Source organism: Cohnella boryungensis, from assembly GCF_042651945.1.
GTDB lineage: Bacteria > Bacillota > Bacilli > Paenibacillales > Paenibacillaceae > Cohnella > Cohnella boryungensis.
This window is the reverse complement of record NZ_JBHSED010000011.1, coordinates 38,537-62,105: the sequence shown is the minus strand read 5'-3', so window position 1 is coordinate 62,105 and position 23,569 is coordinate 38,537. Positions and strand designations below refer to the sequence as shown.

General features: G+C 52.6%; 13 protein-coding genes and 1 pseudogene. 11 read left to right on the top strand and 3 right to left on the bottom strand.

What is annotated here, in order from left to right:
* Positions 1 to 70 precede the first annotated feature (70 nt).
* The 11 genes and pseudogenes from ACFO1S_RS07540 to ACFO1S_RS07490 all read left to right on the top strand — a co-directional run bounded on the left by ACFO1S_RS07540 (position 71) and on the right by ACFO1S_RS07490 (position 18,022).
* A complete protein-coding gene (locus tag ACFO1S_RS07540; protein ID WP_204604057.1) occupies positions 71 to 2,023 on the top strand; it encodes an AraC family transcriptional regulator in 1,953 nt (650 codons plus the stop codon).
* A gap of 304 nt (positions 2,024 to 2,327) precedes the next feature.
* Positions 2,328 to 3,155 (top strand): annotated as a pseudogene (mle, locus tag ACFO1S_RS07535) (alpha/beta fold macrolide esterase); the annotation flags it as partial.
* A gap of 219 nt (positions 3,156 to 3,374) precedes the next feature.
* Positions 3,375 to 4,229 (top strand): SGNH/GDSL hydrolase family protein, encoded by an 855-nt coding sequence (locus ACFO1S_RS07530; RefSeq protein ID WP_378126540.1) that lies wholly within the window; start codon positions 3,375 to 3,377, stop codon positions 4,227 to 4,229.
* A gap of 175 nt (positions 4,230 to 4,404) precedes the next feature.
* Entirely contained in the window at positions 4,405 to 6,291 is a 1,887-nt protein-coding gene (locus ACFO1S_RS07525) for a cache domain-containing sensor histidine kinase (protein WP_378126532.1), read from the top strand.
* The gene (locus ACFO1S_RS07520) at positions 6,288 to 7,793 is read left to right on the top strand and encodes a response regulator transcription factor (protein WP_204604060.1); all 1,506 of its coding nucleotides are present in this window, start codon (positions 6,288 to 6,290) and stop codon (positions 7,791 to 7,793) included. Before ACFO1S_RS07525 ends, ACFO1S_RS07520 begins: the two co-directional genes overlap by 4 nt.
* Before the next feature lie 67 nt (positions 7,794 to 7,860).
* Positions 7,861 to 9,150: an ABC transporter substrate-binding protein gene (locus ACFO1S_RS07515; protein WP_204604062.1), complete on the top strand. Its 1,290-nt coding sequence runs from the start codon at positions 7,861 to 7,863 to the stop codon at positions 9,148 to 9,150.
* 70 nt (positions 9,151 to 9,220) lie between these two features.
* Entirely contained in the window at positions 9,221 to 10,093 is an 873-nt protein-coding gene (locus ACFO1S_RS07510; protein WP_204604063.1) for a carbohydrate ABC transporter permease, read from the top strand.
* Positions 10,094 to 10,095: 2 nt separating this feature from the next.
* Positions 10,096 to 10,923, top strand: a complete 828-nt coding sequence (locus ACFO1S_RS07505) for a carbohydrate ABC transporter permease (protein ID WP_378126539.1) — start codon at positions 10,096 to 10,098, stop codon at positions 10,921 to 10,923.
* Between the two features lie 9 nt (positions 10,924 to 10,932).
* A complete protein-coding gene (locus ACFO1S_RS07500) occupies positions 10,933 to 13,566 on the top strand; it encodes a family 78 glycoside hydrolase catalytic domain (RefSeq protein ID WP_204604065.1) in 2,634 nt (877 codons plus the stop codon).
* Between the two features lie 276 nt (positions 13,567 to 13,842).
* Positions 13,843 to 17,004 carry a hypothetical protein gene (locus ACFO1S_RS07495; RefSeq protein WP_204604066.1) on the top strand — a complete coding sequence of 1,054 codons (3,162 nt, stop codon included), beginning with the start codon at positions 13,843 to 13,845 and terminating at the stop codon, positions 17,002 to 17,004.
* A 133-nt stretch (positions 17,005 to 17,137) separates the two neighbouring features.
* The gene (locus ACFO1S_RS07490; RefSeq protein WP_204604068.1) at positions 17,138 to 18,022 is read left to right on the top strand and encodes a hypothetical protein; all 885 of its coding nucleotides are present in this window, start codon (positions 17,138 to 17,140) and stop codon (positions 18,020 to 18,022) included.
* A 360-nt stretch (positions 18,023 to 18,382) separates the two neighbouring features.
* Here ACFO1S_RS07490 and ACFO1S_RS07485 read toward each other — a convergent pair whose 3' ends face one another.
* From ACFO1S_RS07485 to ACFO1S_RS07475, 3 genes are all read right to left on the bottom strand, one after another.
* A complete protein-coding gene (locus ACFO1S_RS07485) occupies positions 18,383 to 21,538 on the bottom strand; it encodes a hybrid sensor histidine kinase/response regulator (protein ID WP_204604069.1) in 3,156 nt (1,051 codons plus the stop codon).
* A 254-nt stretch (positions 21,539 to 21,792) separates the two neighbouring features.
* On the bottom strand, positions 21,793 to 22,566 hold the full coding sequence (locus ACFO1S_RS07480) for a stalk domain-containing protein (RefSeq protein ID WP_204604070.1): 774 nt from the start codon (positions 22,564 to 22,566) through the stop codon (positions 21,793 to 21,795).
* Positions 22,567 to 22,638: 72 nt separating this feature from the next.
* The gene (locus ACFO1S_RS07475; protein ID WP_204604105.1) at positions 22,639 to 23,535 is read right to left on the bottom strand and encodes a sigma-70 family RNA polymerase sigma factor; all 897 of its coding nucleotides are present in this window, start codon (positions 23,533 to 23,535) and stop codon (positions 22,639 to 22,641) included.
* Between the last annotated feature and the right edge of the window lie 34 nt (positions 23,536 to 23,569).

The following is a 23,569-nucleotide window of genomic DNA, read 5'->3' as shown; positions in this document are numbered from 1 at the left end:
TTCCCGAAGGTCCGTTCCGATGCCGTCATCCATCCGATCAGGACATTCAGAAAAGGCGGTTTCGGTCGATATGGACATAAACGAGCAGATGAAGCTATGGGATAACGCACACTGCAAGGTGCTGGACATTCGCCGTGTCTCGATGAAGGCGGGCGAACGCATGAGGGCGTATGTCGTTCCTGCCGGTTTGTTCCTAATGTCCTTTCGCGGCGGCGCAGCAGCTGTGCTGGACGGCGCAGCTCATGAGATCAAGCGTTATACGGTGCTTCATGCGGGAAAAGGCTCGCTTCTCGACCTTCACGCCGCTGGCGACGGACTGGACTATTACAGCGTTTATTATAAAGCGAGCGATATCTCTCCAGCCCCGTACAAGCCAGCCGAAGCCAGTCGACGTAAGCGCGCATTCGAGCTTTCTTACAGCTTTGTCCCGGTCGCTCCGGTCGCCCTGCACCGCTTCCTGAGCGATATGTACAAGAGCTGGAGCAAGCGCCAGCCGCTCGGTTCCTTGCAAGCGCGGGCTTTACTCTATCAGTTCGTGCATGAGCTGCTGGGGCAGATGCGCGTACAGAACGTACAAGCGGAGAGACGCGATCTGGCCGCACAGGTCGTTTCCCTCATCCATAGCCGTTATGCCGAGCCGCTTACGCTGGAATCGCTGTCGGATAGCCTGAATTACAGCGTTCCTCATCTGTCCTCCTATTTCAAAAATCGCACAGGGCTCAGCCCGATCGATTATTTAATCAAAGTACGCATCGAGAAGGCAACGGCGCTCCTGCTGGAGACGGATGCCACCCTGAAGGAAATCGCCGTCGGCGTCGGGTACCAGGACCCTTATTATCTGGGCAGGCTGTTCAAGAAGCATAAAGGGTTGTCCCCTGCCCGCTTTCGGGAAGAGCATGCCGCGAGTCGACGGTCAGGAGATTGTCCTTCCACAATCATGAGATCGTCCATTGTTCCTCTGGAGTCGAGTGGCTATACTGATACGAGTGAGAATCATTATCAGTATAGTGAAATCGACGATAGAGAGGAAGACACAGAGATGTTCAAACCGTCCGGGACGTTATTGTCCTCGGCATTGCTGTTAAGTCTTACGCTTGTACTCAGCGCTTGCGGAGTGAGCAATGAGCCGACCGCTCAGCAGCCAACCGCTTCATCTGCTCCATCCGTATCGGAGTCTCTGGCCGCGCAGCCGCAGACGAAAATCATAAAAACAGTCAACGGAGACGTAGAGGTACCGGTCAATCCCACAAGAATTATTGCGGGCGAATATCTGGGAAGCCTGATTGCGCTAGGTGTAACGCCAATCGGCACTTCGGACCACCATATCAAGAATCCTTACTTTCAGGAATACTTGAAGGATGTCGAAAACATAGGCGACGGAAACGGAAATCTGGAGAAGATTATGGCGCTGGACCCGGATCTGATCATTATGGACGACATGTATGCCGAGTTGAATGAGCAGCTCGCCAAGATTGCGCCAACGGTCGTTATTCCTTATGCTTCTTTACAAACGGTAAACGAGGAAATCGCCTACTTCGGGGAATTGCTGAATAAGAGCCGGGAGGCGGAAAGTTGGCTCGCCGACTATGATCAGCGTATTTCAGCCGCGAAGGAAAGCGTGCTGAAGGCGGTTCCCACAGACGCTACGTTCTCCGTCCTGGAGATATCGGACAAGAGCATAATGGCTGTCGGAAGCCAATTCGGCAAAGGCGGTCAGCCGATCTACAAGGGGTTTGGCTTCAATCCGCCGGCAGGCGTTGCCGCCGAGATGGCGGATCCGGGATGGGCGTCCGTCTCGATCGAGGCCTTGCCGAAGTATGCGGGGGACTACATCGTTCTGACCTCGGATTCCCTTACACTGGACGAAATCAAAGCCGAGCCGGTCTGGAGCTCGCTGGATGCCGTCAAGAATAACCGCGTTTTCCTGTGGAGAAGCGACCGTTCCGGATACTGGGATCCGCTGGCCATTCTTCACCAGACCGAGGAGCTGGCCGCGTGGTTGACAGGAACCGCGAAGCCGTAAGACGATCCGAGCTTTGACAGGCAAAACAGGTCGTGCTAAGATAAAACCAATTTGGAAGAGCGGAGGGTTGCGTGTGTTGAACTAATTTTCGATTTTTCTGTGCACAACGAATGGGATAGGCGTATTTCGGCTATGTTCTGTGCGTAGTAATCGAAGAATAGTTTACCTCATGGTAACCTTATTACATCCAATGCAAGATGAGGCTGAAGGATCGGGGCCTTCTCTTCTTGCTATTCTCGATTACTGAAAGCACAGGCGGCTAGCCTGGGCTTTTTTATTTTTTCAATCATGGGGGATGGCTGAGATGAGCGAACGATTAATCCAACTGAACGGCGTGGAGATTAGCGCCGAAAGCTTTGGGAGTCCGGGGGATCCCGCTATTCTGCTGATCATGGGAGCTCAAGCCTCCATGGTCTGGTGGGAGGAACAATTCTGTCGGCGTCTGGCAGCGGCCGGACGCTTCGCGATTCGGTATGACAACCGCGATGTCGGGCGTTCAACCACATATGAGCCGGGACGGCCAGAGTATACGTTCGAAGACATGGCCGATGATGCCGCGGGGGTGCTGGACGCATACGGCATTAAGCAAGCGCATATCTGCGGCATGTCCATGGGCGGTATGCTCGCTCAAATACTGGCCCTGCGGCATCCCGCAAGAGTGCTGACCTTGTCGCTTGTGGCGACATCCAACTTTGCCCCGGAGCTTCCTCCAATGGAAGAGAAGGTGAAGCAGTTTTTCGCGAATTCCGATGCCATTGACTGGTCCGACGAGGAAGAGATCATCCGATTCTCCGTAGACAAGTGGAGGGTTCTGGCAGGCTCGAAGCATCCGCTAGAGGAGGATCGGGTGCGGCGTCTGGCTCGGCAAGAAGTTCGAAGAAGCAGAAGCCCGGCGAGCATGAGCAATCACGGGGTCGTGACCGGAGACTTCTCTTATTTGGCCCGTACAGCCGAGATTGACGTTCCTGCACTCGTCATACATGGCACGGAGGACCCGATTATTCCCTATGAGCATGGGGTAGCGTTGGCGAATGCGATTCCGAAGGGGCGCTTGCTCGCCCTGGAGGGCTCGGGACATGAGATCCATCCGGAGGAATGGGATACGGTCATCGAAGCGATAGTTCGCCATACCGAGGCGAAGCTCAAGGTGTATGCCTTGCCCGACATCGCCGAACTGAAGATTCATGGCCGGACGACAGGGCGTCTATCTCCGCTGACGCTCTTCTGGACAGGGAGCGCAATCGAGCTGAACGCACTGGGGACGGAGCTGTGGATTGAGGTAGAAGCCGCTTACGATCAATATGAGCCATGGATCAGCATCGAGCTGAACTCCGTTCCGGTGAGCAGACAGATGCTAACGGCGGGAAAGTATTGGATCTGCGTATTCAGAGGCATGGATGCTGCGGCTGTAAAAAACGTTCGAGTGGTCAAGGACGTGCAGGCGATGAGCGGAGATGCGGGGTGCTGTCTGCAGATTCATGCGGTGAAGTCGGACGGAGGCTTCAGGCCGGTTGAAGAGAAAGCCTATCGAATCGAGTTTATCGGAGACAGCATTACTTCGGGAGAAGGGGCGATAGGCGCTAAGTCGGAGACGGACTGGATTCCAATGTGGTTCAGCGCAGTTCACAACTACTGCGCGTTGACGGCAGAGGCCCTGAATGCGGAGTTTCGGATTATTTCCCAAAGCGGATGGGGCGCATGGAAGAGCTGGGACAACAAACCGCGCGCTAACCTTCCGGAATACTACGAGCAGGTGTGCGGCCTTCTTACGGGAGAGAGGAACGAGGCTTTAGGAGCATTCGAGAAAAATGATTTCGACTCGTGGCAGCCGGATATCGTAGTGGTGAATCTGGGCACGAACGACGGCTCCGCAATCAGCCTGCGCGAAGACGACGCTTGTCGGGAAGAGGATATGGCGGCGTTCGAGCAGGCGGTCGGGAGCTTCCTCGTTAAGATCAGACAATATAACAAACACACCCATATCGTGTGGGCTTACGGCATGCTGGGCATAACGATGATGCCGGCGATTCACCGCGCCATGAATGCTTATATCCAGAGAACGGGGGACCGGAAGGCCACGGTATTCCAGCTTCCGAGAACAACGGAGGCTACGGTGGGCGCAAGGAACCATCCGGGCAGATTAGCCCATGAAAGAGCGGCGGAAGAGCTGACCGTGCATTTGAAAGAGCTTCTGAGGTTGGGATAACGAACATACAGATGACCAATACAAGCCGCTTTCTCCTATGTGCAGGGGAAGCGGCTTGTATTATCGTGTCGAAGCTGAGCTATACTATACTTCATGGATGCAGTTCCTGTTTGGTCTTTTCTCTGGGTTAAGAAGGAACTAGGCTACCTCGTCATCTTTGAATTATGATAGTTTAATGACATCTCTGCTTCGGCACACGATTAAGGAGCGCATCGCGATGATCAACTGGGTGGACTGGCGTTTAAAAAATAAAATTGCCGCAACAATATCGGCTATTTTCTTTCTCAGCCTTATTATCATTGGCACCTTGGTTTACTTCAAAATGACTAAAGATTACAGGCACCGGACGCAAGATTTGATGGAGACAACCATTAGACAGATGAATATCACGATTGATGTCCACATGCAGAACATGGAGAGGCTATCTGTCTCCATATTAAGCGATCCGATTATTCAAAGAGTGCTGAGAGCCCCCTCCGAAATCGGTCCTCTGGAAGACAACAATGAGATGAACTACCGGATGCTGCTGCTCTCATCGCCCTGGCCTTATATTCAGGGAGTAAACATCTTTTCGGAAGATGGCCGCAATTATAGTATTTCCCTTGGAGATACCCCCCGATCCGATTTTTCTGTCCGGGACGAGCCTTGGTATGAAGTGATGGCGAGTACCCAGGCTCCTGTACTACTTTATTTGCCTACAGGGCAGGAAACCAAATCGATGCTGAACTCACAGCGGGTTTTTTCGTTGGTACGTCCAATTAACGATCTGGAGAGCGGAGAGCGTCTGGCCTTTATGAAAATTGATTTGCAGACGGAGCTCTTCCAGGAGATTATAGGAAACCGATACCAGCTGGACCAGAAAGTAACGCCCAGATATATGGTCCTTCAAGACGAAAATGTATTGTTAGACAGCCACAGTCAACTGACGGGTCAGAAACTGGACTCGGCAATATTGCAAGCCCTGAAGGACCAGTCGGGCTTCATGGAATGGGGTGGAGAGCGTTATTTGTACTCTGCCGTCGAATCGTCAAATACGCATTGGCATATGTTATCGATCCTGCCTTATACGGAGGCGATTACAGAGTCCCTTAAAATACGCAATCTGCTCATTGGGCTGGGAATTTCTTTCCTTGTAATCATCACTCTATGCTCCTACTATCTTGCATCTGGAATTGTGAAACCGTTATCCAGAATTATGATCACTATGAAACGGGTGGAGATGGGCGATTTCAAGGTGCGTTTATACGAGAGAGGCACTCGGGACGAGATCGGACAGCTTGCCCGGATTTTCAACATCATGCTGGAAAGCGTGGATCATCTGATTCATCGCGTATACCAGGCCGAGCTGCGGGAGAAGGATGCGCAGCTTCAGTCTCTGCAGGCCCAGATCAATCCGCATATGCTGTTTAATACGTTGAATCTTATGAAAGCGCTTTGCCGAAAGCGCAATATTCTGGACGTGGCGTTGATGGCGGGCTCCCTGGCCGATCTGTTTCGTTATAGCTTGAAAACTTGGAAAAGAACGGTGACCTTGAGAGAGGAACTGGGGCACATTCATAACTATTTGCATATTCAGAAGCTGCGTTTTCCTGATAAGCTGCTTTATCGGTGTCATATGCCCGAATCTCTCATGCAATCGCAGGTTGTCCGGCTATCCATCCAGCCGATTGTGGAGAATGCGATGATCTACGGAGTCGAACAGTGCCTGGATCGCTGTGTCATTGAAGTAACGGCAGCGTTGGAGACCGTCTGGAGCGCAACCGAGGAGCACAGCGTGCAGGTCATTGTCATTCAAGTAACCGACACTGGACCGGGGATGTCTAAAGAGCGATTGGAATTAGTTCAACGTTCTCTCGCCGGAAACGGAAGTGAAATAACGGATTCCCTCTCCATGGAGGGCAGCCAGTCCGGAATTGGACTTACGAATGTGCAGAAGAGAGTGAAATTGCTGTTCGGGGATCGCTACGGACTTCGCATTCAAAGCGAATTGGGGAAGGGCACTCAGGTCTATTTGACGGTTCCCTATGGGGCGATTGTTGACGGGGAGGGAAGGGCGCAATGAATATTTTTGTAGCTGAGGATGAAATCGTAGCCTTGGAGGAGATCGAGTTCCTTCTCCAGAGATACAAGGAGCAGCATGTCATATACACGGCTCAGAATGCTTTTCAGATGATGGAAATGTGTACCGCTATTCGACCTGACATTCTCATCACCGATATTCGAATGCCCCGAATGGACGGTCTGGAGCTTATTGCAGCTTTAAAGAAAAGCTACCCGGATATGGCGGCCATTATTTTGAGCGGTTACGGCGATTTCTCTTATGCTCAGCAAGGCATGCAATTAGGGGTGAAGGAGTATTTGGTCAAGCCCGTTGAAGAAGCGGCGCTTCGCCAGGCCGTGGATAAATTGATTGTCGAGCTTCAAGAGGCAATGGACAACAAGCAAAAGCTGAGTGATTGGACGCTGATCAGAGAAATGCTAGGACAAGCAGGCGATATGACGGAGTATATGACCCGGGAGACTTTCGGTATCGTGATGTCTTCCTTGGGCAATGAGGGCTCCTCTGAAACATGGGACGCAGCGCTTCAATTGCAAGCCGAAGAGCTAATAGACCTTCCTCCCGGAAGTCGCGTCCTGTTTCCCGATTTCAAAAGGCAATGCGTCCTTATTCCGAGTCCCTCCAAGGAGTCCATTCGGTACAGCCTTGGAGATTGGGCAACAAAAATTCATGCTGCAGAGAGGCAGCGCCAGCGTTGCGACGTTCATACGACGTATTTCATCAAGGGAACGGGGGAAACGCTGCATTCCGCCTATCTAAAGGGGATTGAGAGCATCGGTCAGCAGATGAGACTGGAGTCCAGCACGTTCAAGGATACCCATACTGCTGCGGTTAACTCTGAAACCTCTAAAATATGGGACAGGGTAAGGGTTCTGGAAATTTACTTATCCAAAAGAGAAATGCTCAAGATCCGGCCCGAAATCGAGAAGATCATGGGCGAGTTGAAGCTTCAGCATTTGACGGTTAAGGAATTGATCGTTTTCACGACGGACATGCTTACGGCCTTGCAATACAACTTCACCCGTTCTCTGAACAGGAAAATTGTCGAGCTCGACGAAATTTCCTCCTCAATTCATAGAATGACCTCCTACGCTGAGCTTGGAGATTGGCTAGGGCGCAAGCTTCTCGAATATATCAGCCGATTGGGCACGAGCAAGCTGGATGCCAAGGAGCTTGTGCATATGCTAATGCATCAGGTCAAGCATGCGTTTGAGGCGCCGGACTCCCTGCAGCAATTTGCCAAGGACCATCATGTAAGCGTCGGTTATTTGTCCAGGGTGTTCAAGAACGAGCTGGGCTTCAATTTCTCTGATTTTGTGCTAGAGATTCGCATGGAGAAGGCGAGAGAGCTGTTGGACATGGGGGCATTGAGCTTATCGGAAATCAGTCGCCGCGTCGGCTACGAAGACCCCAAATATTTCAGTCAATTGTTTAAAAAGGCGTTCGGTCTGACGCCAACTGACTACAGCAAACAGAAAAAAAATTCCCCCCAGATCGGAAAATAAGTAAGACTTCAACAAACAAAAGAATCGCTAAGATAAAGAGGCAAACCAAAAGGGAGGTTAAACAAAGATGAGGCGGATGCGACACATTAGAAAAACGGCAGTGCTTTCGATTCTTGCGATGATGGCATTAATGGTCGCGGCATGCGGAGGATCGAATGAAAGCAAAGAAAGTGGTGGAGCGGGCAGCCAGCCTGAGCAGGTAGTCTTGACCATGTATATGGCCAATACATCTGATACGGCCTATATGCCGGAGGTGAACCGCAGATTCGAAGAACAAAACCCGGGCATCAAGATCGAATTGCAAACCGCTCCCGTAGACCAGTTCGAAACCGTTATTAAAACCAAGCTGGCCTCCGGAGACGCGCCGGACATTTTCACTGTATTTGCGGGCACGAAGAAGGATTCCTTCGTGAAGGCCGGCTACCTTATGGATCTAAGCAACGAGCCGTGGGTAGCGCGTTTGACCGATTCAGCCAAAGAAATCGCCAGTAAGGATGGCAAGGTGTACGGCTTGCCGAACAGGCAAAATCTGATCGGGGTCATCTACAACAAAAAAATATTTAACGAGCTTGGGATTGCCGTGCCCAACAACTGGGATGAATTTCTTGCCGCTTGCGAGAAGATCAAAAATGCGGGTTTGACGCCGTTAGGTCTTGGTTTGAAGGATCAGTACGTGACCCAACTTATTCCTTACGCCATGGCGCCATCGGCTATTTACAGGGATAATCCGGATTTCGACAAGAACATGTACGCAGGTAGCCAGACGTTTACAGGATCGCCGTGGGAACAAATGATGCAGGATTATGTCGGGCTGAATGACAAAGGCTATTTCAATAAAGATACGCTAGGGACCTCCAATGATCAGGTTATCCAGATGATGGCGGCGGAAGACATTGCGATGACGGTTACGCTGCATGGCCGCATCGCCGCGCTTAGAGCGGCGAATCCAAATCTGGAGCTGGGGATGTTCCCGCTGCCTTATGTGAGCGCCGGAGAGCCAGTGTGGGTATCGTCGATGCCTTCCCTTTATGGCTCCATATATGCCAAGACAGAGCATCCGGCCGAAGCGAAAAAATATCTTGAGTTTCTGGCCAGTCCGGAGATTGCGCAATTTGTCCTCAATTCTGTCGTTTCCTTCTCTGTATTCAAGGATGTGACAGCTGATCTGGATCCCGCTTTGAAGGACATGGAGGAAGGGCTAAAGGTCGGCAGCTACTTCTTTCTGGATTCCGTATGGCCGAGCACCGTTCAATCCGTTATGTTCCAACAAGTTCAGAACGTGTTTGCCGGCAAGGACATTGCAAGTATGTTAACCGCGATGGATAAAGCCTTTAAAGAGGGCGCAGCTCGGCAATAGTGCGATGGGGCAAAGTAGGCCGGGCGCAGCGGTTGCGCCCGGCCTTTGTATAGACAAGGAGGGAATGGCGTTGAGAAAAATCTGGGTTGATGGAACGTTTATTCTCCCGGCATTTCTAGTCTTTACCGTATTTCTGGTTATCCCGGTTCTAAGCAGCTTTTATTATAGCTTGACGGATTGGAACGGGCTGGACCCGGCTACTCAATTTATTGGAATAAGCAATTACACGAAGTTGCTGTCCGATCCCGATGTATGGAATGCGATCAAAATTACTTTTCTCGTTGCCCTCTGTCTGACCGTGGGTAAAAATGCGCTGGGACTGACTCTGGCTCTGGGGCTTCAGGGCACGGGTAAAGTCTCTCGTATACTGCGGGTGTGGTACTTAATCCCGGTGATGCTGAGCGCCTTGGCGATCGGCTACATTTGGGCTTATATGTACAGCCCTTCCGACGGAATCGTTAATACTCTGCTGAGAACGATCGGCTTGGGAGGTGCCGCCCAGGACTGGCTGGGCAACAGCGATCTTGCGATCTACAGCATCATCTTTGTCAGCATATGGCACTTCGTCGGGTTTACGATGATTATTTATGTGGCCGGACTTCAGTCCGTTCCTTCCGAGGTTTACGAAGCGGCTTACCTCGATGGTGCAGGGAGATGGAGCATGTTCAGGAACGTTACGTTTCCGCTTATTGCCCAATCCTTCACGGTGAACATCGTGGTCAACATGATCGTAGGCATTAAAATCTTCGATACAATCTTTGTCATGACGAATGGCGGGCCGGGCACCTCGACGGAGAATCTTTCCATATTGCTGTACCGTCAGGCGTTCAGTTTTGACCGGATGGGGTATGCCAGCGCCATTGCAGTTATTATGTTCATCATAATCTTGGTCTTGTCGTTGTTGCAGATCTTCGTGCTTAGAAAAAGGGAGGTCGAATATTGAATATGGCTCTTCACAACCGTAACAGCCCCCTTATTACGCTTATCCTGTCTATCTGGGCCATCATTGTATTCATTCCGATTCTTATCGTTATATTTGTGGCCTTAAAGGCTCCATCGGATTTATCGCAAGGCCCGTTAAGTCTGCCGGCGGCCTTGCAGTGGTCGAACTTTGCCGCTGCCTGGAACGAAGGCACGATGGGGCGTTCGCTTACGAACAGCCTGGTGATCTCGGGCCTATCCGTAACCTTCATCATTCTCTTAAGCTCTGCGGCGGCTTATCCGTTGTCACGCAGAAAATCTAAGTGGGCAACAGCTACGTATCTTTATTTTCTTGCCGGCATGATGATTCCGTTCCAAATGGCCATGATTCCGCTATATAAATTGTTAAGCCAGCTACACTTGATTGGCAAATATCCGGGACCCATTTTCATTTATATTGCCCTCGGATTGCCCTTCTCGATCTTCTTGTATACGGCCTTTTTCAAGACGATTCCCAAAGAGGTCGAGGAGTCCGCGCTAATCGACGGATGCGGACCTTATCGTACATTCGGGTCGATTTTGTTTCCGCTGCTTAAGCCGGTTACGTCCACCTTGCTCATCATGAATACATTGACCATCTGGAACGACTTTTTTGTTCCGTTGCTGTTTTTGCAAAGCAAAAGCGCAAGAACGATTCCACTCTCGATCTATTCCTTCACAGGCGAATTCGTCAATCAGTGGAACTTAATCTTCGCAGCAGTTCTCATCGGATCGTTGCCTCTCATCGTGCTGTTTCTTGTGTTGCAAAAGCATTTTATTCAGGGGATGGCCAGTGGAGCGGTCAAGGGATAGGGGGATGGCATGATGGGCTTTGGCACGGCTGACTATCAGACTCGGATATACGATATGCAGTTGGAATCCCGCATTAACCCATTGGGCACGGATTGTCTTCATCCGCGATTCGCATGGAAGCTGAGATCGGAACGTAGCAAGGTCAAGCAAACGGCCTATCGAATCATCGTGGGCCTTGATGACCATGTATCGGAGATGAATCTGTGGGACAGCGGCAAGGTGTATTCGGATCAGTCCGTTTTTGTAACCTATCAGGGACAGGCATTGCAATCCAGAACACGCTATTATTGGCGAGTCAAGGTGTGGGATGAACGTGAGGAAGAGTCGGAGTGGAGCGAGAGCTCCTGGTGGGAGATGGGCTTGCTTCATGAATCCGACTGGTGTGCCCAATGGATCGAGCCTCCGCAGGAGAAGGCTTCGGAAGAACGTCTGCTGCCCAGTCCGCTGCTTCGGCACGAGTTCGAGATCAAGGAGCCCCTGAAGCGGGCTCGCATCTATGCGACGGCCCACGGAGTGTACGCATTGGAGCTGAATGGGCATAAGGTCGGAGATCAGGAGCTTGCGCCGGAATTTACTTCTTATGAATATGCTTTGCAGTACCAGACTTACGATGTGACGGAACTCTTGCGCGCTGGGAGTAATGCTCTAGGAGCGGTTCTGGGCGACGGATGGTATGTCGGACGCATTGGGTTGACCGGAGATTGCTGCTGCTACGGGGACAAGCTGGCGCTGCTGCTGCAGTTGGAGATCGAGACTGTGAGTGGAGACAGGCTGGTTATCGGAAGCGATGAGCGGTTCTGCTGCTCGTTCGGAGAAATCCAATACTCGGATTTGTTTATCGGGGAGATGGTAGATGCGCGCCTTCGCGAGGAGGGATGGAGCAGGCCGCATTTCGAAGCGGTAGATTGGCAGCCTGCCCGTATAGTCTCGTTCGGATACGCAAATCTCATGGCACAGTATGCCGAGCCCATCCGGGCAGTGGAGATGATTCGTCCGGTGCGATTGATTCAATCTCCCCGAGGTGAAGCCATTATCGATATGGGGCAGAATATAGCCGGGAAAGTCCGCTTTCGCGCTGCCGGAAAAGCCGGAACACGAGTTACGTTGGAGCATGGCGAGGTTCTGGACGAAGAAGGAAACTTCTTCAATAATATTATTGGGGTCCACAAGGATCAGAAGGATATCTTCATTCTTCGAGGCGGCGCAGAGGCGGAATACGAGCCCCGGTTCACCTATCACGGGTTCCGCTATGTTAAGGTGACAGGGTATCCTGGGACTATCCGGTTGGAGGATTTCACCGGAGTTGTGCTTGCTTCCGATCTGCGGCGCAGCGGCAGCTTTGAATGCTCCGACAAGCGAATTAACCAATTGCAGTCCAACATTGCGTGGAGCCAGAGATCAAACATGGTGTCGATTCCGACCGACTGTCCGCAACGCGAGAAGGCCGGTTGGTTGGGCGACATTCAGGCCTTTGCGCCGACCGCGTGCTTTAATATGGACAGTTATGCGTTCTTGAGTGGTTGGATGCGCAATGTGAGGCTGGAGCAATTGGAGGATGGACAGGTCCCCAGTGTAGTTCCGTTCTCGAACGGCTTCAAGAAATTTCTTAAAGGGATATACGGTCCTTCCTCCGCAGGATGGGGGGATGCGGTAATTATCGTTCCATGGGTGCTGTACCAGCAGTATGGCGATACACAGGTTCTTCGTGACAATTACGAGGCGATGACGAAGTGGATCGACTATATTCGTTCTGAGGCGGCTGACGATCTTTGGACTCCAAGCGGGCTGCATTTTGGTGACTGGCTGATCCCCAGCTTAAGTATGAGCAGCGATGGAGAGAGGGTTGATATGCGCAGGAGCGCTTACCTCACAAGGGAGCTTGTATCCACCTGCTTCTATGCGTATTCGGCACAGCTTCTGGCCGAGATCGCAACCGTATTGGGAATAACGGATGACGCGGTTCGTTATGCGCAGCTGGGCTGCAAAGTTCGTCAAGCATTCTCCAGGCAGCATTTGCAGAATGACGGTCGACTCACGGCACATTTTCAAGGTATTTACGTGCTGGCCCTCCATATGAATATGGTTCCCGATTCCTTGCGCGACAAGGTGCTGGAGCATTTGATTAAGTTGATTGAGGAGAACGGCTGGAGGCTGGATACCGGCTTTGTGTCCGTGCCTTACTTATTGGATGTATTGTGTGGGAACGGTCGTCCGGATGTCGCTTATCGGCTGCTCTTCCAGACGGAGTGTCCCTCCTGGTTGTATCAGGTCGGCAAGGGAGCGACAACTATTTGGGAGGCATGGCAAGCCATTCTGCCGGACGGCAAGGTAACGAACGTATCGTTTAATCATTATGCGTTTGGATGTGTTGGAGACTGGCTGTATCGTTGTATTGCGGGAATCAGCCAGCTTGAAGCGGGCTATAAGCATATTCGAATCGCGCCGTATGTTGAATCAGGATTTTCTTATGCCAAGGCATCTTACGAGTCCGTGTTCGGCACCATTCGATCGGCATGGGAGAGAAACGGAAGTACGATTCGGTTGTCCATTGAGATACCTGCGAATACAACGGCAACGGTTTGTTTGCCTTCGGGGGAGCAGATTGTCGGAAGCGGTCTATATGAATTCGAGTATGAAGCTTGAAAGGGAGCCCTCGATGCCTGTCCTGTGTTTTTCTTGGGACGGGCTTTTTCCTGTTCGTTCCCTTCCGTATGGGGAGCACCCGCATAGAGAATCAGGTTTTATGGGATGAAAATTCCTTTAACTCCTTGTCCCGAAAGGGGTGTGAATTCCCTATAAAGAAGTCAGCGCACAGATGTAGTGGCAAGTGCTTTGAAGGTTTCGCGCCCTCTCGCCGTTTAGAGTATGTTTAGCCTTGTATGATATGGTTTTTATTGGACGACCAATAAGGGGGCGAAAATGATGGCGGAAAACGGCGACAAGCAACTGGCAGGAAATGCAGAAGGGGATCGCACGACTAGCTCACTGCAGTTTTCAAGCGTTCAGACGGGAAGAAAAGACGATACCATCTTTCACACGGCAACCGATCTCACCCTGACCAAGTATTATTTGGACGATAAGACAGCGAATTATGTCATTCATGCGGATACCGTTCACCTTGCGGACAATTTAGAGCTCAAGGGAAAAAATATTACCATTAACGCGCGCGTTATTTCATCCGATGGAGAGGTCATCATTAATACTTCGGGCAATAAGTCGTTACAACACTTTAATCCGGACGCGAGCGCTCAGAGCGGCAGTGTTGGCCCAGCGAAAGGCAGCTCGGGCACGGACGGGAAGCCGGGCAGCAGCGGAGGAGTCGGGCAAACGGCCGGAAATATTACGTTGGCTGCAGAGAAATTCGAGCTTGGCGGACGACTCAGACTCATTGCTAACGGCGGTCAAGGAGGCCGCGGTCAGAATGGAGGAGATGGGGGCAGGGGCGCCGAAGGCCCGGACGGAAACGATGGGAGAATCAACCGTTTTTCCAGCAATGACGATCCGACAGACGGGGGCTCGGCCGGAAATGGCGGCAACGGAGGAAGCGCGGGAAAATCAGGCGATGGCGGCAACGGAGGAGATATCTTCGTCGGATTCGTGATTCCGGCTAAGGAACAACTGATTACCATGGAGAGCCGGCCTGGCCAAGCAGGGGAACAAGCCTCGCCTGGCAGAGGAATGGATGGCGGAAAAGGCGGTACCGGCGGCAGAGAGATTATTGTCAAATATATTACAGGCTATATGACGACGATGAAGGATGAGAAGCTGGGCGATAAGCGCAGACCTAGCGGCCGAGATGGCACGAGAGGAAACGACGGGAGTTGGGCCGGTCCTGCAGCGGATGGGAAACCGGGCCGTTGCGGCCCGAACGGCGACGGAAGTCCGACGGCGATTGACTACAAGCGCCTGTACGGCGGGTTCGAAGCCGGGGCGGCGCTAGCTTCCTTCGACCCGAGGCTTGCGGGGTCGCTGGAGCAGAAGACGCTTACCTTGAATAAAGCCAGCAACGCTTATCTGGCATCGAGCGAAGATAAGATTGAAGAGGCTGCGGAATTGCTTGTCTGGCTGCTGAAGACGATTCCGGACGCAGGGTGGTTTGACGAGATTCGAGAAGTTACCGGCGACGAGAACGATGAGAAGTTCAAGGCCTTCGCGGATTTCCGCGATCGGATCCTGCCTGTGTCTCTTCAGTGGCTCGCTTTGCGAAACAAGGTATCGATTCTCATCGCCCAGTTAAGTCAGGGGCTCGACTATTTCGGACACCCGTGGAACTGGATTCCGCTCATGCCGCTTGAACGTTACGTGTCCATGGGGAGCGCACTCATCGACTCGGCTCAGCAGGCCGAGAGCCTGTATATGAATTACTTGGAATTCAAGGACAAGAAGGATAGCCAGGTCGGCGTGATCAGGAAAGCCATGGAATCCTCGGAGCAGAAGATCGCGGAGATGGAGAAACGCAAAGAGGAGCTCGTAGGCCAGAGAAGGCAGCTCAAAGCGACTGCGGATGCGATGCTGAAGGATATTGAGAAGAAGGAAACCTACCTGCAGCAGAAATCCACAGAGTTCGTGGATGCACTGAAGAAGGCATTGGAGATGGAAACGATGAAAGCCGCGCTGGATCTCGTGGTCACGGGAGTTGCGCTGGTGACGAACGTGGCTCCTGTCGTGGGGGCTCTCAAGGCCGGAGGAGCATTGGCCTCCGCCGTCAGCAACCTGGTTAACGAGGGCAAAACCATCGTTATTGACGAGGAAGGCAAGGATAAGAAGACGATAGGCAAGGAGAAGAAAGCGCAGGAGAAGGAGCTTTCTAAATCTCTGGATTCGGTTAAGAAGACGGCGTCTGCCGGCTATGCTTTATGGAAGCAAGGCGGAGGTCTGATCGATCTGGCGAAGCAGCAGAGCCAGGCGCAAGGACAATTCGGGTATAGCTCGACGCTGATGACGATGTCTCGTGAGGATTTCGAAGAGATGATCCAACCGGTATTCAACAAGGTTCCTGCCAAAGCCGCCGAATACAGGAAAGCATTCTACGACTTTATGAATGTGGTGGAGGATTATCAACGCAAGCTGCAGGCTTACAAGGCGTTCTACCTGGAGGATGAGAAGCTGACGGCTGAGATTACCGGACTCCGCTCCGAGAAGGATCGAATCAGTCAGACGCTTGGCGATCAGTCGAGTCCGAGCCTGCCTCTTTTCCATACCTATATTCTCGGTCTGTATAATCGGGCCAAGCTTGACTTGATTGATTTCCTGTATCAGGAATATCAGGCTTTCAGATACTTGACGCTCAAGAACGAGAGATTCCCGAAGATCGAAGACAGCCATGTCGCAGAGCTGAGCAGAATTCATGCCAACATCATTCTGAAGCTGACGAAGGTTCTCAACGAGGCGGAAGGTCCCGTACAGCCCTATAAGAACGTGAAGTTCATTTTCTCGGAAGAGAGCTTCCCCGAACAATTCAACTCTCTGCGCGAGAGCGGGGAAGCGGTCTTCTCCCTGTCGCTCGACAACAAGCTTATACGGGATAAAATTGGCGGGAAAGCGCATATGACGGTGAGCTCCTGCCACATCCATCTTCCCGGAGCGCGGGATACGGAAGGGGATGTCTATGTCAAATACATGCATTCCGGCTCGTCCACGTTCCTCGATCCCTATGCCGAGCGCCATGACTTCATCCACTTAAGGAGCGAGGGCTTCTATGAATACGAGGTGAAATTCGAGAGCGGAGCAGCCTCCCAAGGGGGCAAGGGGGAGAAATTCGAATCCAAATTCGGAGGGGCCATTGGCGACGGGCACAATCGAATAATGCCGGGACTCCTGTCCGTATGGACGATCAAGGTTCCCAGAGTCGATCCCGCTAATATTCCATTAAACGAGGGGGTCGATCTCAGCAAGGTTAAGAGGATTGAGATGACGATAGAGGGCAAGGCCGAAGCGTATGCAGAAAAAACCCCGAGCAATCGATTGCGTGTCGGCGCTATCGCGAAGGTCGACATCCATGCTTCCGATAATGAACTGTTCTTTGGGTCGGGCAAAGAAGAGACGGAGGATTCGGAAGATTTGCTGGTCATCAAGCTATAGTTTTACAACAAGATGCGGAGTTTGAAGAAGGTCAGGGCTTTCAGCCCTGGCCTTTACTTTATGCTGCATATTGAAGCTGCATGCAACATTTTTCCATAGGTATCGTTTTCTTCTAGTGGGGAGGTTATATGAAATGAAGCATAAAGCTCTAGTCTTGATGACGGGTCTAGCCTTGATCCTAAGCGCTTGCTCCGACAACCATCAAGCAGCATCTGTGAGTACAGGGTCGGCAAACCAGGCGGAATTCGATGCCGAGACAGCGGCAGGGCCGACGATGGCATCCTGGGAGGAGAAGCTTCCTTCTCCTTATACGCCAGAAAATCTGAAGTCGGCATTGGAGGAATATATCAACCATCGCATGTGGCTATATCCCGATAAACTGGAACTGCATGCATCTCCAACTAACTTTGACCATTATATCGGTCAGACGCTAAGTGTTGAGGTGCGACTCTATGAGGATCGCTCTGGAGACAAGCGGGCATATGGAGAGCTCGGCATAAACGATGGGAGATTGATAGCCTTTCATGCCCTGCACGGAATGGTTTATTCCGATGCGGTGGGCAAGGAAGACACGGAACACTGGCCTGAAGGGGCCTATGAAGTCGCAGGGACATTCGAGGTGGAGGTGCGGGAGCCGCATCGGCCGGACTACGGGACATCCGCGCGTAAGCACGAAAGGATTGCGGCAGCGGAGACGTATGCCCGGAATTTCTGCGAGGATATGCTTAGAGGAGAAGGCGGCGATAGGTGGGCCGGGGCAACGGTCTATATCGAAGACTTCTATGGATATCAGGATTCCTCTGCCATGTGGGTGGTCAGGCAGGACGATTATGTGTGGAATGCGCCCTTCTACTTCTCCGAGAACAACGGCACGGTAGAAGCAGTCGGCATGAAAGGGTTCGGTATAGCAAATATGGGCATGCTGGACGAGCTTGACCTGACGCGCTACTGGTTTGACAAGGGGACTGCAAGTGTGGCAAGGAAATTCACATGCAGCGTCGACGACCGGGCCACTTAGTGTGTTGCGTGCCAAGGCAGCACTTGGAAGTGACGTTTTCCAGAGAATCGATACAAAAAAGGGACTCACTTCTTATGAAATGTTCGAATTTTCCATGCCAGGGAGATTAAAAAAGCCAAAGAGAATCCGGTAACGTTGCCCGAAGTTCCGTGACCAGATCCCCGGTACGTTAAGGTGAAATGATAGACCATCATAAATAATGAAGCGCTTAGGCTTATGGAAACGACAGATACGATGATTTCCTTTTTTCTCGTTACCACTCCTCGCGTCACCTTCTTCAAATCCACAAATTCTTTAGCCATAGAAGCCCTTGCAGGCCGCCTCGCAAGGGCTCCGAATATATCATATGGGACGGCGGCTTCAGACTTGCTTATCATCGGACGGTCCGATCCCCTTGGCATCGGGAACAACGAAGGACGCGACAGTGCCTTCGCCGGGCCGGCTGCGAATAGAAAGGCCGCGACCGTAAAGCTGCGTCAGCCGTCGATTCGTATTGGCCAGCCCGATTCCTCCCATTCCTTTAATTGTCGGGCTTAACAGCTGCTGCGCCCGTTCCTGCTCCATCCCTTTGCCGTCGTCCTCAACTTCAATTCGCGTAAAGCCGGGTTCGCGAGCAATGCGAATCCAAAGGGTTCCGCCCTGATTCTTGCTGAGAAGGCCATGCTTGACGGAGTTCTCGACCAGCGGCTGAATCGAAAGAGGCGGGACGAGCAGGCGGATATCGGATTCAATCTCCCATACGATGGAGAGTCGTTCTCCGAACCGCGCTTGTTCGATATGCAAGTAGGCCTCTACAAGCTCCAGCTCGTGAGAAAGCTCGACGAGCTCCCCTGTGTTCAGAAAGTCGAAGCTGATCCGTAAGAAGGAAGCGAAGGCATCTCCCAGCTTGCGCATTTTCACCGTATCGATGTCGCTCAACACCATAATCGAATTCAACGTGTTGAACAGGAAATGAGGATGAATCTGGGCTTGCAGATAAGCCGCTTCCATGCGAAGGCGCTCATGAATGGATTGCTTCAGCGCGGTTAATGCGCGGATTCGGTATTTCAGCTCCAGGGCGTCTACCGGCTTGGTCACGTAATCGTTCGCACCGGACAAGAATCCCGTGTAGATATCTTCAGGCTGACTGCGCGCGGTCAACAGCAGCACCGGAAGCTCGGATACGGAATAATGCTCCCGTACTCTCTGCGTCAGCTCGTAGCCTGACATGTGCGGCATCATGACATCGGCAATCAACAAGTCCCACTGTCCGGTGTTCAGCAGCTCCAGCGCCTCTCGGGCGGAGTGTGCCGTAGTGATCTGATAAGGCTCCGAAGAGAGAATGCCGACGAGCACATTCAGATTAACGGGGTCGTCATCCACCGCCAGAATGTTCATCTGCCTGTTGCCCAGAAGAGGCGGGAAGAGCGCGGAAGCTGTGAGCTCGCCCATCGTGGTATCCGGCAGATCAAGCCTTGCAGTCCACTCCTCCGATTCATCCGCCGTTCGATGCAGATGAAGCAGATTTGGCGCCGAGGGAAGATCCGACGATTGAGCCAGCGGAAGATCAAAGCTGAATACCGAGCCCTTGCCCGCTTCGGAGCGAACGGTTAATGTCCCCCCGTGCAGCTCCACCAGCTGCTTGCAGATGCTCAGTCCAAGTCCGATCCCCCCTCCGGCGCTTATCCCGTAGGCGCCTTGCTCATAAGGGAGAAACACGAGCTCCTGCGTAGCCTCGTCCATGCCGACTCCGGTATCGGACACGTGAACGATCGCCTTGCCTCCCCGTGTTTCCATAGAGACGGTGATCGTACCTTCCTCGGTGTATTTGATGGCGTTATGCAGCAGGTTGTACAGCACCTGTACGAGCCGCTTCTCATCGGCCAGCACCGGAGGCATCGCTTCGGGAATCGTCATCTGCAATTCAATAGGCTTGCCCTGAATCAGAAACTTCAGAATGCCGATGACGCCGGGCACGACCGCCTGGATTTGCAGAGGCTCCTGCTGAAGCGCGATGCGATGCTCCTGCAGCCGCGCGACGTCGAGAAGATCGCCCAGCATGTGGGACATTCGGCGGCTTATCGTAACGAGCAGCTCCATATCCTTCAGGCTGCCGGGTGTGAGCCTTTCCTTGTCCTTGGTCATGACGTTCTGAGCGATATTCATAATGCCGTGCAGCGGAGTTCTCAGCTCGTGCGACGTATTCGCGAGAAATTGATCCTTCAGCTTGTCGGCTTTTTTCAACTGTTCGTTGAGCTTGGCGTTTTCGCGGGAGTTCCGGAAATATTTCTTGAACCAGTAGGCGGCAAAGCCGACGATAGCCGCCGTAATGTCGATCGGGTAGTAGACGAGCGTAACGTCGCTGGCGGACTCTGCCACGCTCCAGAGCAGGTTGGAAATAATACCTGCGGCCGTTAGAAGCAAGAACGTGATGTCCTTGTCGGCATGCGTTTTGAAGATCATGGTACCGACGCAGTAGATAAACCACGTGAACGGAATCAAATAGATGACGATAAAAATCCTTAAGTCGATCATGCCGTTAACGGCCGAAGCGGGGGCGACCAGCACAAATCCGGTAATTGCGACAATAAAGGCAATGTAGGCCTGCAGCCACTTGTTTCGCGGAGGGGCCGCAGCGAACTTCCGGAAGATAAGAAGAATGAATACATTCTGCCATAGCAGGAAGAGCAGTCGGACCTTGATCGCCCATGTATAATTTAAGGGTATCCATAACAGCAATACGTTATCGTGGCCGATCAGAATCGCGATTGCAACAGACAGCGTTAATAGCCCTGTCGTGAGCAATGGGCGTTCCTGCGGGTTAAACATATAGAGAATGCAGGCGTACAGGCCGTGCAGCAGCAATATGGTGAACGTAATGAGCTGAAAACCGATAGAATACCACCGAACTGTGTCAATGGCCGCCTGGGAGCCGAAGCGAAGGGACCGCAGGATGCCTCCGTTGTCAGGAGCGTCGAAGTTGGCTACCTGAATGAGCAGATTAATTTCGGTTGTTCCTTCTATTGCATAGGAAGCCGTGTAAGATACCTTTTTGGGCGTATAGTCTTGAGCGTTCGAGGCGGGCGTGCCGTTATGTCCGGAATGTCGACCATTCATCTCTATGGCTGACGAGGCCTGGATATTCTGAAGCCATAGCGTGACAGGCTGAACCAGCGGGTCGATCAGGAGGACCAGCCGATAAGTTCCGTACCCGAAGGCGGAGCCGGAATCGTCGGTCATTGCCGGACGCCAGTCTCCCGGAGCTTGAATCGGTTGAGGGGAACCCTGACCGGCGTCGATATCCTGTTGAGTAATCAACTGCTTGGGGTAGAACAGCCATTCCCCGTCCAGAGGAAAGGAAGGGGAGTTGTCGAGATCCCAGCCGCGCAGATCGAGTACGCCGTCGATCGGACGCGGATGCTCTATGTGAGGAGGGAAGGCTACGTTCCAGCTCCATCGCAGACCCTGAAGAACGCAAAGAAAGAGAAGAAAGAAGATCAGCTTTTTCAGCACGGGTTTAGGATTGAAATTTGTCATATTGAGGAATTCGACATTATCCGGTGCGGCACCTGTCTCCTGATCCATAAGAGTGAAAGGAAATAGGCGGAGTCTCTTTTGGCTTTATGCCCAAGAGGCGTATAATAGCACTGCGGTCAGGCGTCCCGACAACAAGATGCAATGAATGTGCGAATGCAGCGTCGATCAGGCGGCAATAGCCGCATCACAGCCCTAAAACCCTTGGAGACGTCTCCAAGGGTTTATTTATGGCGAGCGTTTGCGAGGCGGGCAAATCAGGGATACAAATAGGTGAAGAAGATGTCGTCTACCATCCATTGGCCGCCTGAATATTTAAGCTCAAGCGTGCGTTCCACCGCAGGGGCGCCGATATCGGCAAAAGACGCCGATTGGCTGATGCGGCCTGTCCGATCGACGGATGAGCTGTAGGCGGTGGTCGTAAAAGGGTGCTGAATTTTCATTTCCCGCTGCCGGATGAGCTTGTTAATATAAGCATCGGTGAAAAAAGGCTTGAAATGAGCTCTGATCTGAGAGTAGGAGGAGAGATCGATTGCCTCGTTGGCTTTGCGAATCAGGCTGTTGACTCTTGATTGGGACACCGTGGACCAGTTATAGCTTGTCTCCGTTGCGACCGTCACCGACCTGTCGCCTAAGGTCACTTGAGCCGTGCGGCTGGAAGCCTCCCATGCAAGGGTCCCCTTAAGGGCCTGGCTGATCACGCGAATCGGAACGTAGGTAACGCCTTGGCTGGCTTGGGCAGGAACATCGATCCTGAGCTCTTGGTCGTTCCACCGAGCTCTTGTTGAGTTTATCTTCAAAATGAGCTTATCGGAATCTTGACGAACGGTAATCGTCTGCTCCTGCTGATCCCAGTCCACGGTAGCTCCAAGGCCTTCGGAGAGGTAGCGGATGGGCACGAGGATGCGCCCCTCGACGGCTTTTCCGCCTATGACCAAGGGGGAAGCCGTCGTCTCGGCGAGGCTGGAGCCAGGAGAAAACAGGGACACCGTCAACAAGCCCCCCAGTAATGCGGTTGCGATCTTTTTCATGGCAAGAAGCCTCCTTCTGAGATGAACAGTTGCCTACTGAAATAGACGCAGTTCGCCGCATTAGGTTGCTTCTTAATCGGCAATCCGGGTAAGCTTCTCCGGGTTGGAGACCAGATAAAGAGTGCGGATGGCGGCGTAATCCTCGACCGGCTCGAATGTGAATGCGATCGGAGGTCGATCCCCGCGCAGCAGAAGCAAACCTTGCTGGCCGCTGATTCGAACGCGGCGCAGTTGTCCCGCGAGCGAACCCTTGCCTGAGATGCCGTTGAAGAAAGCCTCGATTCTTCGACGACCGGCAATGGGATTGAGGGCCGCGCGCACAACGCCGCCGCCGTCGCTGAGCATGACCGCGTCTTCCGTGAGCAGATGGATGAACGGCTCGAATCGCCCGGAATTGATCGCCTGGGCGAACGATTCCACGAAGCGGTCAAGCGAAGCATCCCGCGCGGGCTCCTTCTCGGCGCGCGTCCGGTGGCCGATCTTCGCGGCGGCGCGGCTGTAGATTTTGCGGCAGGCGGCCGCGGATTTATCCAAGGCTGCGGCGATCTCGGCATAGTCGTAGCCGAACGATTCGCGAAGCACGAATACGGCGCGCTCCGGAGGCGTGCACGTCTGCAGCAGGACAAGCAATGCGTAGCCGAGCCGCTCTCGAAGGAGAACCTGCTGTTGCGGATGATCCCCCGATTCGAGCTCGATGACAGGCTCGGGGAGCCAAGGGCCGGGGTAGCTCTCCCGTTGGCGCGGAGCGGCTTTCATCAGGTTAAGGGCGCGGTTGGTGATTAATTTGACAAGATAGGCCTTCGGATGGACAATGTCGATTCCGCCAAGCTTGCTGACGGAGACGAACACGTCCTGAACCGCATCCTCGGCTTCGCTCATCGAGCCGAGCATCCGATAGGCGATGGAGACGAGCAGCGGTTTGTATTCGCGGTATAGCTGTTCGAGATCAAGCGTTGTTCCGTTCAGCATCAAGGGGATTACGACCTCCAATCTCTGTCGGGCT

What these genes read in the sequence shown, in the direction of transcription:
- ACFO1S_RS07520 (WP_204604060.1), top strand. Translation starts at nt 6,288, where the DNA reads ATGAATATTTTTGTAGCTGAGGATGAAATCGTAGCCTTGGAGGAGATC.
- ACFO1S_RS07540 (WP_204604057.1), top strand. Translation starts at nt 71, where the DNA reads ATGGACATAAACGAGCAGATGAAGCTATGGGATAACGCACACTGCAAG.
- ACFO1S_RS07495 (WP_204604066.1), top strand. Translation starts at nt 13,843, where the DNA reads ATGATGGCGGAAAACGGCGACAAGCAACTGGCAGGAAATGCAGAAGGG.
- ACFO1S_RS07480 (WP_204604070.1), bottom strand. Translation starts at nt 22,566, where the DNA reads ATGAAAAAGATCGCAACCGCATTACTGGGGGGCTTGTTGACGGTGTCC.
- ACFO1S_RS07500 (WP_204604065.1), top strand. Translation starts at nt 10,933, where the DNA reads ATGATGGGCTTTGGCACGGCTGACTATCAGACTCGGATATACGATATG.
- ACFO1S_RS07475 (WP_204604105.1), bottom strand. Translation starts at nt 23,535, where the DNA reads ATGCTGAACGGAACAACGCTTGATCTCGAACAGCTATACCGCGAATAC.
- ACFO1S_RS07525 (WP_378126532.1), top strand. Translation starts at nt 4,405, where the DNA reads ATGACATCTCTGCTTCGGCACACGATTAAGGAGCGCATCGCGATGATC.
- ACFO1S_RS07490 (WP_204604068.1), top strand. Translation starts at nt 17,138, where the DNA reads ATGAAGCATAAAGCTCTAGTCTTGATGACGGGTCTAGCCTTGATCCTA.
- ACFO1S_RS07505 (WP_378126539.1), top strand. Translation starts at nt 10,096, where the DNA reads ATGGCTCTTCACAACCGTAACAGCCCCCTTATTACGCTTATCCTGTCT.
- ACFO1S_RS07530 (WP_378126540.1), top strand. Translation starts at nt 3,375, where the DNA reads ATGCTAACGGCGGGAAAGTATTGGATCTGCGTATTCAGAGGCATGGAT.
- ACFO1S_RS07515 (WP_204604062.1), top strand. Translation starts at nt 7,861, where the DNA reads ATGAGGCGGATGCGACACATTAGAAAAACGGCAGTGCTTTCGATTCTT.
- ACFO1S_RS07485 (WP_204604069.1), bottom strand. Translation starts at nt 21,538, where the DNA reads ATGACAAATTTCAATCCTAAACCCGTGCTGAAAAAGCTGATCTTCTTT.